Raw genomic sequence first — 11,264 nt, 5'->3', positions numbered from 1 at the left:
ATGAAAAGATCATGGCCGGCGCCATGAAATCGCGCGGCTGGACCTTTTCCACCGCCGCGCTGGTCATGGTATTCGGCCTGCAAGGGCCGCTTTTGTGGTTCGCATCGCTGCCGGCACAGGCCGGGCTGCTGGCGGATCACGGCGCCGCTCTCGGCCCGCTGGCCATCGCCGGCATTGCGGTCGCACTGGCCGGCATCGTCTTTGAAACCGTCGCCGACATGCAACTGGAGGCATTTCGCGCAAACCCCGCCAAAAAGGGCCAGGTGCTCGATACCGGTCTTTGGCGGTACACGCGCCACCCCAATTATTTCGGTGACGCGGTGACGTGGTGGGGCATCTGGCTGGTGGCCATGGCGGCCGGCACCGGCGGATGGAGCGTGTTGTCGCCGGTGTTCCTGACCTGGACCCTGACCCGCTGGAGCGGCAAGCCGATACTGGAAAAATCGCTGGGCAAATCCCGTCCCGGCTATGCCGACTACATCGCCCGCACATCGGGCTTCCTGCCATGGCCGCCAAAGGCAAGCGCATGAAAATCGCGACGTTCAATATCAACGGCACCAACGCCCGGTTGCCGCGCCTGCTCGAATGGCTGGCGGCGTTCCAGCCCGATGTCGCCTGCTTGCAGGAAATCAAGACGATCAGCGAAAATTTTCCGGTCGATGTGCTGAAGGACGCGGGCTACCATTGCCTCGTCCATGGCCAGAAAGGCTTCAACGGCGTCGCGATCCTCAGCCGCAGCCCGGCAACCGAAACGCAGCGCGGCCTGCCCGGCGACGATGCCGACGAACAGTCGCGCTACCTCGAAGCCGAAGTGGACGGGGTGCGCGTCGCGTCCATCTATCTACCCAATGGCAATCCGCAACCGGGGCCGAAATTCGATTACAAACTCGCCTGGATGGCGCGGCTGGCCGATCATGCGCGCGGCCTGCTGGCGGCCGGCGGCCCAGTGGTGCTGGCCGGCGACTACAATGTTGTCCCCAATGATGACGACATCTGGTCACCCGCCGCCATGGCCGATGATGCGTTGATGCAGCCGCAATCGCGCGCGCACTATCGCGCGCTGCTATGGCAGGGCTGGACCGATGCCGTGCGCAGCCTGCACCCGGTCGGCGGTATCTGGAGCTTCTGGGACTATCAGGCCGGCGCCTGGCCGCGTGACCATGGCTTTCGCATCGACCATCTGCTGCTCTCGCCCGCCGCCGCTGACAGGCTGGTCGATGCCGGTGTCGACAAGGCGGTGCGCGGCGCCGAACGCGCCAGCGATCATGCACCGGCGTGGGTCGACCTCCGCTAGGCTCAAGCCGCTGAGGTTCAGGCAGCCTTGGGCGCGCTGTCCATCACGCCGGCATCGACGTGATCGGCAAAGGGCGCGAAATTGGCGATGAACATGCCGACCAGCGCCTTGGCCTTGGCGTCATATTCGGCGCCGTCCGCCCATGTCGAACGCGGGTCGAGCAGGCGCGAATCAACATCTGGCACCGACACAGGCACGGCAAAGCCGAAATTTTCGTCGGTGCGGAATTCCGCCGTTTTCAAGCTGCCATCCAGCGCCGCATTCAGCAGCGCGCGCGTCACCTTGATCGGCATGCGCGTGCCGGTCCCGCCGGTGCCGGCGCCGCCGCCGGTCCAGCCGGTGTTGACCAGCCAGACATCGACGCCGCCCTTGGCAATGCGTTCCTTGAGCAGATTGCCATAGACCGACGGATGGCGCGGCATGAACGGCGCACCAAAGCAGGTCGAGAACGTCGCATCGGGCTCGGTCACGCCGATCTCGGTGCCGGCGACGCGGGCGGTATAGCCCGACAGGAAATGGTACATGGCCTGGTCCGGCGTCAGCTTGGAAATCGGCGGCAGGATGCCGAACGCATCGGCGGTCAGCATGATGACATTGCGCGGCACCGGGCCAAGATTGTCGTCGCTGGCGTTAGGAATGAAATCGATGGGATAGCTGCCCCGGCTGTTCTCGGCCAGGCTGTTGTCATCAAGGTCGATTTCGCGGCTGACCGGATCGATGACGACATTTTCCAGCACGGTGCCGAAACGCTGCGTCGTGGCGTAAATCTCCGGCTCGGCCTCGGCCGACAGGCGGATGACCTTGGCATAGCAGCCGCCTTCGAAATTGAAGACCGCCGTATCCGACCAGCCATGTTCGTCATCACCGATCAGCGTGCGGCTGGCGTCGGCCGACAATGTCGTCTTGCCGGTGCCCGACAGGCCGAAGAAAATCGCCGTGTCGCCATCGGGGCCAATGTTGGCCGAACAATGCATCGGCATGACGCCCTTGAGTGGTAGCAGGTAATTCAGGATCGAGAACACCGACTTCTTCATCTCGCCGGCATAGGCGGTGCCGCCGATCAATATGGTCTTGCCGGCAAAATCCACCGCCACGACGGTTTCGCTGCGGCAGCCATGGCGGACCGGATCGGCCTTGAAGCTTGGCAGGTCGATGATGGTGTATTCAGGCAGGAAATCGGCCAGATCGGCCAGCTCCGGACGCACCAGCAGCGTGCGGATGAACAGGCTGTGCCAGGCGAATTCGGTAATGACGCGCACCTTGACCCGGTGTTCCGGCTGGGAACCGCCGAACAGGTCCTGCACGAACAGGTCATCCTTGCCGGCCAGCGCGGTCTGGAAATCGGCCTTGATCGCAGCGAATTGCGCCGGCGTGATCGATTTGTTCTTGTCCCACCAGATGGTGCCTTCGGTCTCGGCATCGCGGACGATGAACTTGTCATTGGCGCTGCGGCCCGTGTGCTTGCCGGTTTCCACCACTAGAGCGCCGTGGCGTGACAACAGGCCCTCGCCGCGAGTCACCGCCAATTCGACCAATGGCGCCGTGCCCAGGTTCCAATGCGTCGCCGCGGCGGTCTCATAGCCCTGCGCAGCAAGACCATGATTTGAAACAATCACTGAAGGCACGCGGCAATCCTTCCCAAAGGCGGCACGAAGACCGCCAAAACATCCGGCTCTTGCGGCCGGATTCGGCCGCTGCACCTGTTGGCTCTGGCGCATAGCGAACGCATGACATTCCGTCAAAACCTTGGTGCGCCGGCGCGGCAATGCGTGCTTGCCATTGCGCTGCGCCGGCGCGACAAGCAGCGCCATGACCCTGCATCCTCCCCAGGCATCTCCGCCGGTCATCGCGCTGGTCGATGACGATCGCAATATCCTGACCTCGGTGTCGATTGCCCTGCAATCCGAAGGCTTTGTCGTGCGCATGTATGCCGATGGCGACACGGCGCTGCGGGCATTGCTGGAAAACGTCCCCGATCTCGTCGTGCTCGACATCAAGATGCCGCGCATGGACGGGATGGAAGTGCTGCGCCGCCTGCGCGAGAAATCCGATGTGCCGGTGATTTTCCTGACCTCCAAGGACACCGAGATCGACGAGGCGCTGGGCCTGGCCATGGGCGCCGACGATTATATCGGCAAGCCGTTCAGCCAGCGTCTGCTGATCGAGCGCATTCGCGCCGTGCTGCGCCGCGTCGCCAACCGCCGCGTCGTCGATGTACCCGGCGAAACGCCGGTTGCCGAACCGATCACGCGCGGCCGGCTGAGCATGGACCCGGCGCGCCACCGCGTGATCTGGGATGCGGGCGAAGGTCGGCGGGGCGATGTCGCGCTGACGGTTACCGAATTCATGATCCTCGAAACCCTGGCGCAGCGGCCCGGATTCGTGAAATCGCGCGACCAGCTGATGGACGCCGCCTACAGCCATGACACCTATGTCGATGACCGCACCATCGACAGCCACATCAAGCGGCTTCGCAAGAAATTCCGGGTTGTGGATCACCAGTTCAAGGCTATCGAGACGCTCTATGGCGTCGGTTACCGCTTCAACGAGGAATAGGATCCCCGCCGAGGTCCAGGAATGGCGGCGGGGTCTGGGCTTTGCCTCGCTGCGCGCGCGCATCTTTGCCGTCAATCTGGTGGCCGTCATCGTACTGGCGATCATGCTGTTGTATCTCGACACGGTGCGCGCCCGGCTGCTGGGTGACCGGTCCGTCTCGCTTGCCGCCCAGGCCGAAACGATTGCGGGCTTCGAAGGCGGCATGCACCCCGAGGAAAAGGTCCCGCTGCTCGAAGGGCGGTCGTTTGCACGCGGCACGCGGGTGCGCCTGTATGCCGATGACGGCCGGCTTCTGGCCGACAACTGGCGCCGGGCGGCAACGCGGCGCTTCACCATCGCGGATCCGGCCGGCGACAGCTGGCGCCGGGCATCGGCCAAATGGGTGGACCGCCTGCTCGAAGGCGCTGTCTCGTTCCGGGCGCTGGCGCCCTATGCCGAAACCGCGCCCGACACTGCGGCTCGTTGGCCGGAAATTGCGCAGGCGCAGCGCAGCGCCCGCGCCGTGACCCTGCTGCGCCGCGCCGCCGATGGTGATTTCGTGCTGACCGCCGCCGCGCCCGTGACCGGCGGCGGCACTGTCCACCTCACCGACAGCGCCGATGACCTGACCCAGGTGCTGCGCGCCGAGCGGCTGACGTCGGCATGGCTGCTCACCAGCGTCACGGCGCTGACGCTGTTCCTGTCGTTGTTTCTGGCGCGCACCATCGTTCGGCCCTTGCGGATGCTGGCCATTGCCGCGCACCGCGTCCGGCTGGGCCGCAGCCGCGAGGTGGTGGTGCCGCGCCTGCCCGAACGCAGCGATGAAATCGGCGCGCTGGCCCGTGCCATTTCCGACATGTCGATTGCCCTGCGCCGCCAGATCGACGCCACCGAAGCCTTTGCCGCCGATGTTGCGCACGAGCTGAAAAATCCGCTGGCGTCGCTCCGCAGCGCCGTCGACGTGCTGGAAACCGTCGAAAGGCCGGAACTGCGCGAACGGCTGCTGACCGTCATCCGCGACGATGTCGGCCGCATCGACCGGTTGATCAGCGACATCGCCGATGCCAGCCGCCTCGATGCAGAACTGTCGCGCACCGGCTTCGAGCTGGTCGATGCCATGGCCTTGGCGCGCGGGCTGGTCGCCGCCTATGGCCTGTCATCACAGCCGCGCGGCGTGCGTCTGGCCTTTGCCGGCACCGATGGCAGTGCATTCGTGCACGGCGACGCCGGCCGGCTCGCCCAGGTGCTGCGCGGTTTCATCGACAATGCCATCAGTTTTTCCCCCGATGGCGGCACCGTGACATTGGGCGTGGCCAGCGATGGCGACACGGTGGCCTTGTCCATCGCCGACCAGGGCCCCGGCGTGCCGCCTGCCAATCGCGCCGACATCTTTCGGCGCTTTTACTCCGAACGCCCCGAGGCCGAGGATTTCGGCCGCCATTCCGGGCTGGGCCTGTCGATCGCGGCATCGATCATCCATGCCCATGGCGGCCGCATCGAAGTGGACGATGCACCGGGCGGCGGCGCCCTGTTCCGCGCGCTGCTGCCGGCGGCCTGATGGTTCCCGATGTTCCCGCCAAGGCGGCGGCGCCGACCATTCACGCCACGGCGGTGGCATATGGCGGTGCCGGCGTGCTGCTGCTGGGGCCATCTGGGGCCGGCAAGTCCGATCTGGCGCTGCGGCTGGTCGCGGCCGGCTGGCGACTGGTGGCCGATGACCGGGTGGTGCTGGAAGTCCGGGGCGGCGTGCTATGGGCGTCGGCGCCGGCGCCGCTGGCCGGCCTGCTGGAAGTGCGCGGCGTCGGTATCGTCCCCGAACCGACCGCGCCGGCGGCGATTGGCCTCGCGCTGGACCTGGCGCTGCCGCCCGATCGCCTGCCCGATCCGCAGCGCCGCGATTTTGTCGGCGTTGCGGTGCCGGTCATCGGCTTTGCCGCCTTTGATGTTTCGGCGCCGCAGCGCGCCCAAAGGGCGGTTGCCGCCCTTGAAAAAACGGCGGCGTGGGCCTTGGCAAGCCACGGCCTTGCAGCGCACAAGTCATCAGTGTCCGACTCGTCTCCCCCGCTGCTCATCATTTCCGGCATGTCCGGCGCCGGCAAATCCACGGTCCTCAAGGCATTGGAGGATCAAGGGTACGAGGCGGTGGACAATCTGCCGCTCGGGCTGGTGGACTCGCTGCTGGCCGCCGATGCGCCGGACCGGCCACTGGCATTGGGCATCGACATCCGCACCCGCGCCTTCGACGCCGAAGCGTTGGTGCAGCGTATCCGCGCCTTGCGCTCGGGCGGGCTGGACATCCGGCTGGTGTATGTCGATGCCGGCGATGATGTCCTGCAACGCCGCTATTCGCAAACGCGCCGCCGCCACCCGCTGACGCCCGACCGCCCGCCCGCCGATGGCATCGAGGGCGAACGCCTGCTGACATCACCGCTGCGCCGCTGGGCCGATCTTGTCATCGATTCCAGTGATATGTCGGTCACCGACCTGCGGCGCACCGTGTCCGAACGTCTGGGCATGGCCCGCAGCGCCGGCATGGCGGTGACGATCATGTCCTTCGGCTTTGCCCAGGGGTTGCCGCGCGATGCCGATCTTGTCTTCGATGTGCGCTTTCTCGCCAACCCGCACTGGGATGTAGCTCTGCGTCCTTTGACCGGCGAAGACCCGGCAGTGGCCGCGTTCGTGGCGGCTGACCCGGCCTATGCTCCGGCAGTGGACCGGATCACCGACCTCATTGCGACGCTGCTCCCCGGCTATGCCCGTGAAGGCAAGGCGTTCCTGACCATTGCCATCGGCTGCACCGGCGGCCGCCATCGCAGCGTCGCGGTTGCCGCCGAACTGGCGCTGCGCCTGTCGGCAGCCGGGCATCCCGCCGCGCTGGTCCACCGCGATGTCGCCATTCAGGGGCATGACGCGGCGTTGCTTGCAGGCGATCCCCAGACGCCCATTTCCGGCAACTCCCGGCCTCCGGTCGCCGCCGAGGCCATTGACAACGCCGCCGGCTTGCGCAAGTGACCGCGACTTCATGATCGGTCTGGTGCTCGTCACACATGGTCGGCTAGCCGCCGAATTTCTGGCCGCGACAGAGCATGTCGTCGGGCCTCTGGAACATGTGGCTGCCATCTGCATTGCCGCCGATGATGACATGGAATTGCGGCGCGCCGACATTGCCGAGGCGGTGCGCGCCACCGATTCCGGGCAGGGCGTCATCATCCTGACCGACATGTTCGGCGGCACGCCCTCCAACCTTGCCATTTCGTTGCTGGCGCCAAATGTCGAGGTGATTGCCGGCGTCAACCTGCCGATGCTCATCAAACTGGCCAGCGTGCGCCGCACCATGGCCGTGGCAGCCGCCGTCGATGCAGCGCAGGCGGCGGGGCGCAAATATATCGCCGTTGCCTCGCGCATGCTTGGCGAAGCAGCCTGAGCCTGGACGCGCCTGTGTCCTCCGCCGGGCCGGTCAGCGTGCCGATCACCAACCGGCGCGGCTTGCATGCGCGCGCCAGCGCCAAGTTCGTGACGCTTGCCTCCACCTTCGACGCCGAAGTCACCGTCAGCCATGACGGCTCCAGCGTCACCGGCACCTCGATAATGGGCCTGATGATGCTTGCCGCCGCCATGGGCAGCAGCATCGAAATCGCCGCTACCGGCCCCGATGCCGAAGCTGCGGTCGCCAAGTTGTCAGGACTGGTGCTCGACAAATTCGGCGAGGACTGATCGCTCTCGTTCCCCGGCCCTTGCCAAGCCTGCGATTTGGCCCTTGATGGCTGGCATGCGCGCCGCTCTCCTTGCCTTTTGCCTGACATTCGCCGCCCCGGCCCTTGCGGGTCCCGACGCCGAAACCCGCGCCTGGCTGTCGCTCGCCCGCACCCTTTCGGATGACAGCATGGAAGGGCGCGACAGCGGCAGCCCCGGCCATGCCCGCGCGTCCGCACTGGTGGCGCAGCGGCTGGAAAAGGCCGGGCTGAAACCCGCCGGCGACAACGGCAGTTTTCTGCAAGCCGTGCCGATGCACGATGTGACCGTGACCGCCGCCGAGTTCGAGGTACGCGAGCCCGATGGCAGCGCGGTGCCCTTGCGCTTCCTCCACGATATCTCCGTGCGCGCCGCTTCGGGCCTGCCGGCCGCGCTCGACCTGCCGATGCGTTTTGCCGGATATTGCAGCGCGGCCGAGCTTGGTGTCGCCATGGCCGGCAAGGCCGCGATCTGCTTCGGCACCCGGCGTGCCGGCCTGCCGGGCGCCGCTGCACGGCTGGCCGCTGTCACCGCTTCGGGCGCGGCGGCGATGATCACCGTCGATGATCCCGGGTTCAATCTCGAACCGCCGACCTGGCCGCTGGCCTATGCCCGCACCGTGACGCTGGCCGGTTCGCCGCACCCCAGCGGCCTGCCGCAGTTCCGCCTGAACCCCGCATCACTTGCCTCGCTGATTGCCGGCAGTGGCCGGCTGGCGGCGGCCATTCTCACCGACGGCGGGCTGAAACGCCCACTCGACAATTTTGATGTGCCGGCGCGGTTTTCGGCGCGGCTGAGCATTTCCAGCCGCGATTTCGCCAGCGAGCAGGTGCTGGCGCTGCTGCCCGGCACCAATCCGGCACTGAAGGACCAGATGGTCGTCATCTCGGCGCATATCGACGGCTTTGGCCGAGGAGAGGCGGTGGCCGGCGATGCCATCTACAACGGCATGTTCGACGATGCCGCCTATGTGGCGCTGATCGTGCGCATCGCGGAACAGCGGCGCGGCAAGGGCTTTGCCCGGCCATTGCTGGTTGCAGCCTTCACCGGCGAGGAAAAGGGCCTGCTGGGCGCGCGCTGGTTCCTCGAACATCCGAACGTGCCGCGCGCAAGCATCGCCGCCGTGCTCAACCTCGACCAGTTGCGGCCGCTGTTCCCGCTCAAGGCGCTGACCATGCACGGCTTGTCCAACACCAGCCTTGGAGCCATCGCCGCCGCCGTTACCAAGCCGATGAAGATCGCGCTGCGCCCCGACAAGGAGCCGGAGCGCGCGCTTAACACCCGCGCCGACCATTGGCCGTTCCTGTCCACCGGCATCCCGGCCAGCAATTTCCTGTTTGCCTATGACTCCGGCAGCCTTGAGGAAAAACTGGCGCGTGACTGGGCCGTGCGCCGTTACCACCGCCCGCAGGACGGGCCGGACCAGCCTTTCGACATGGACGGCGCGCGCGATTTCAACCGCTTCTTCACCGCCTATGTCGCCGCCGTCGCCAATGCCCCGGAACGGCCCAAGATGCTGAAATAGGCCTTATTCCCCCGGCCGGTACGTCCGCACGCTGTGCTTTTTCAGCTCGGCCTCATCCAGATACACCGGGCGCAAGGCATGGCTGCGATACCGCTGCGCCTGGTCGGTGAAATGCCCGCTTTCAGGGTGGCCGCTCTGCCCGCCGGCATGGACGGCGCGCGCGTCCTGCGTCTTGCCGAACGCCACCACGGCGACAAAGCTGTTGCCATAATCGCCGTACCACCGCTTGGTGCCGGCGCGCGGGCGAGCGCCGAAGCTGGCAAGGCTGCCCCAGGCCCCCGAGGCAAAGCCGATCGGGATCGACGGCTGGGCATCGTCATAGGTCTGGCTGACGTTGGCGGTCAGCCGCTGGAAACGGTTGATTTCGCCCCAGGCCATGTCCCAGCGACCAAAATCCGCTGTCAGCCGCGTGACCGCTGCATCCAGCGCCGCCAGCCGGTCGATGTCGCTGGCATTGGCGACCAGCCATGGCACCACCGGTTCGTCATCGCTTTTGGCCTTTTCACCAAACCGCTTGACCAGTTCATCGCCCCAGAACGCCGCCAGGCTCATCGGCACGCTGGATTCCGATGTGCGGAAATCCCAGGCGCGCAGGGCGGCAACCGGCCCCGCCAGCCGCGCGCCTTGCACATTACCGGCCGGCAGCGCGTCGAATGCCTTGACCAGCCCCGGCACCAGGTCGGCAAAGGCGGTCAGATACGGGTCATAGGCCGCTGCAATCAGCCCATCGAGATCAAGATTGTTCGCGCCGGACAACAGCCGCAGCGCGTTCGGCCCGCGCGGGTTTTCACCCGCCGAATCCATGTACCGCGGGAAATCCTTTTGCTTGGGACTGTCAGGCCCGGCGGCAGTCCATGGCCAGTTGTTGACGTTGAAGGCAAATCCCGACGCCGGATTGATGGCATTGGGTAGCTGTGTGACCGAATGTTCGCCGGCCCATGCCGTGCGCGGGTCGCTGCCATCGACAGGCTTGCGGTAATCGAACTGGTTGTCCCGCACCGGCACGAACTGCGGGTGGAGATAGGCGATCTCGCCCTTGCTGCTGGCAAACAGCGTCGCGTTGGAGCTGTTGGCGCGGCGGTCGGACGCTGCGATGAAGCCCGTCAGGTCGCGCGCCTTGGTCCGCAGGTAACTCTGCTCAAGCGCCTTGACCGGCCGGTGCATCAGCGAAACCGCGATCCATTTGCCATTGTCGGCGCGCACCACCGGGCCATGCCGCGACGCCCAGACGGTGAAATTGCGCGTCGCCATCGTGCCATCGGCGGCCTTGTAGGGGACATTTATGACCCGCTGCGCCAACGGCAGCCAGTCGGTGCCGAACAGATAGTGCAGCGCGCCGTTCTTGCGTTCCACGGTCAGCGCGAATTCGTCGATGTTGTCGACGCCAGACGATGTGTGCATCCAGCCGATATTGCGGTTGAAGCCCTGATAGACAAAGAACTGCCCCCAGGTCGATGCGCCATAGGCCGACAGGCGGGTGCCGCTCTCGACCTGCGCTTCGGACCGGAAATAGAAACTCGTGTGCGGGTTGATGAGCAGCATCGCCCGGCCATCGGCAGAGCGTGATGGCCCGATGGCAAAGCCGTTCGACCCCGATGGCTCCACCAGTTCGGCGCCGGTATCGGCCGCAGACATGGCAACCGGCTGCCCGGTATAAAACGCCTGCAAGCGCGCCAGGTTGATGCTCTCGATATCGCCGCCGATCGATCCTTCGGAAAACGACAGCGCCATCCAGGGTTCGAAATGCGCGATGACGCGCGGCTTCACCTCCGGGTGCCGCGCCAGATAGAAGTTCAGCGCATCGGCCCAGGCTTCGCACAGCGCCTTGAGCCAGCCGGGGCTGCCGGCGTAATCGGCCTGCAACTGCACCGGATCGATGAACAGCTTCATCCGCAGGTCGCGCCAGATCGCCGCTTCGCCCTCTGTTTCGGCCAGGCGCCCTTGGGCGTTTATGAAATTGGTCTCGACGCGGTTCCAGTCATCCTCGGCCTGCGCATAGATCATCCCGAACACCGCGTCCGCATCGCGCCTGCCCTTGATGTGCGGGATGCCGAAATCATCGCGGGTGATGGTGACGCGGGTAGCGCGCGCCTGCCAGCGCGCCGTTTCCTGCGGGGTGGCGGCAAAGCCGGCACTGCTGAGGAAAAGGGCGAGAAGGGCTGCGGCGTGTTTCATGCC

At 66.1% G+C, this 11,264-nt stretch carries 10 protein-coding genes; 8 read left to right on the top strand and 2 right to left on the bottom strand.

All coding sequences use genetic code 11. The features are described from left to right. A partial coding sequence (locus tag RMQ73_RS11515; RefSeq protein WP_310498389.1) for a DUF1295 domain-containing protein occupies positions 1–530 on the top strand: 530 nt, incomplete at its 5' end. Continuing rightward, on the top strand, positions 527–1,294 hold the full coding sequence (locus tag RMQ73_RS11510) for an exodeoxyribonuclease III (RefSeq protein WP_310498387.1): 768 nt from the start codon (positions 527–529) through the stop codon (positions 1,292–1,294). The genes RMQ73_RS11515 and RMQ73_RS11510, both read left to right, overlap by 4 nt. A gap of 17 nt (positions 1,295–1,311) precedes the next feature. Here RMQ73_RS11510 and RMQ73_RS11505 read toward each other — a convergent pair whose 3' ends face one another. Then, positions 1,312–2,919 (bottom strand): phosphoenolpyruvate carboxykinase, encoded by a 1,608-nt coding sequence (locus RMQ73_RS11505; RefSeq protein ID WP_310498386.1) that lies wholly within the window; start codon positions 2,917–2,919, stop codon positions 1,312–1,314. 184 nt (positions 2,920–3,103) lie between these two features. Here RMQ73_RS11505 and RMQ73_RS11500 point away from each other — a divergent pair, with 184 nt between their 5' ends. Genes RMQ73_RS11500 through RMQ73_RS11475 form a run of 6 tightly spaced genes read left to right on the top strand, consistent with a single transcriptional unit; the run spans position 3,104 to position 9,086 of the window. Next, on the top strand, positions 3,104–3,850 hold the full coding sequence (locus tag RMQ73_RS11500; RefSeq protein WP_310498385.1) for a response regulator transcription factor: 747 nt from the start codon (positions 3,104–3,106) through the stop codon (positions 3,848–3,850). Continuing rightward, positions 3,732–5,387 carry an ATP-binding protein gene (locus RMQ73_RS11495; RefSeq protein WP_310498384.1) on the top strand — a complete coding sequence of 552 codons (1,656 nt, stop codon included), beginning with the start codon at positions 3,732–3,734 and terminating at the stop codon, positions 5,385–5,387. Before RMQ73_RS11500 ends, RMQ73_RS11495 begins: the two co-directional genes overlap by 119 nt. Further along, on the top strand, positions 5,387–6,841 hold the full coding sequence (gene rapZ / locus RMQ73_RS11490; protein ID WP_310498383.1) for an RNase adapter RapZ: 1,455 nt from the start codon (positions 5,387–5,389) through the stop codon (positions 6,839–6,841). Before RMQ73_RS11495 ends, rapZ begins: the two co-directional genes overlap by 1 nt. Before the next feature lie 10 nt (positions 6,842–6,851). Further along, positions 6,852–7,253, top strand: a complete 402-nt coding sequence (locus RMQ73_RS11485) for a PTS sugar transporter subunit IIA (protein WP_310498382.1) — start codon at positions 6,852–6,854, stop codon at positions 7,251–7,253. A gap of 14 nt (positions 7,254–7,267) precedes the next feature. Next, positions 7,268–7,543, top strand: coding sequence for an HPr family phosphocarrier protein (locus tag RMQ73_RS11480; protein ID WP_310498381.1), 276 nt, complete (start codon positions 7,268–7,270; stop codon positions 7,541–7,543). Between the two features lie 55 nt (positions 7,544–7,598). Further along, positions 7,599–9,086 (top strand): M28 family peptidase, encoded by a 1,488-nt coding sequence (locus RMQ73_RS11475; protein WP_310498380.1) that lies wholly within the window; start codon positions 7,599–7,601, stop codon positions 9,084–9,086. A 3-nt stretch (positions 9,087–9,089) separates the two neighbouring features. On the opposite strand, the gene RMQ73_RS11470 is transcribed toward RMQ73_RS11475, so the two are convergent. Then, entirely contained in the window at positions 9,090–11,261 is a 2,172-nt protein-coding gene (locus RMQ73_RS11470) for a penicillin acylase family protein (RefSeq protein WP_310498379.1), read from the bottom strand. Positions 11,262–11,264 lie beyond the last annotated feature (3 nt).

The sequence above is a fragment of the Sandarakinorhabdus sp. genome (assembly GCF_031430775.1).
GTDB lineage: Bacteria > Pseudomonadota > Alphaproteobacteria > Sphingomonadales > Sphingomonadaceae > Sandarakinorhabdus.
The sequence above is the reverse complement of the archived record's forward strand: the minus strand, read 5'-3'. Positions and strand labels throughout refer to the sequence as shown.

What these genes read in the sequence shown, in the direction of transcription:
- RMQ73_RS11510 (WP_310498387.1), top strand. Translation starts at nt 527, where the DNA reads ATGAAAATCGCGACGTTCAATATCAACGGCACCAACGCCCGGTTGCCG.
- RMQ73_RS11500 (WP_310498385.1), top strand. Translation starts at nt 3,104, where the DNA reads ATGACCCTGCATCCTCCCCAGGCATCTCCGCCGGTCATCGCGCTGGTC.
- RMQ73_RS11495 (WP_310498384.1), top strand. Translation starts at nt 3,732, where the DNA reads ATGACCGCACCATCGACAGCCACATCAAGCGGCTTCGCAAGAAATTCC.
- rapZ (WP_310498383.1), top strand. Translation starts at nt 5,387, where the DNA reads ATGGTTCCCGATGTTCCCGCCAAGGCGGCGGCGCCGACCATTCACGCC.
- RMQ73_RS11485 (WP_310498382.1), top strand. Translation starts at nt 6,852, where the DNA reads ATGATCGGTCTGGTGCTCGTCACACATGGTCGGCTAGCCGCCGAATTT.
- RMQ73_RS11475 (WP_310498380.1), top strand. Translation starts at nt 7,599, where the DNA reads ATGCGCGCCGCTCTCCTTGCCTTTTGCCTGACATTCGCCGCCCCGGCC.
- RMQ73_RS11470 (WP_310498379.1), bottom strand. Translation starts at nt 11,261, where the DNA reads ATGAAACACGCCGCAGCCCTTCTCGCCCTTTTCCTCAGCAGTGCCGGC.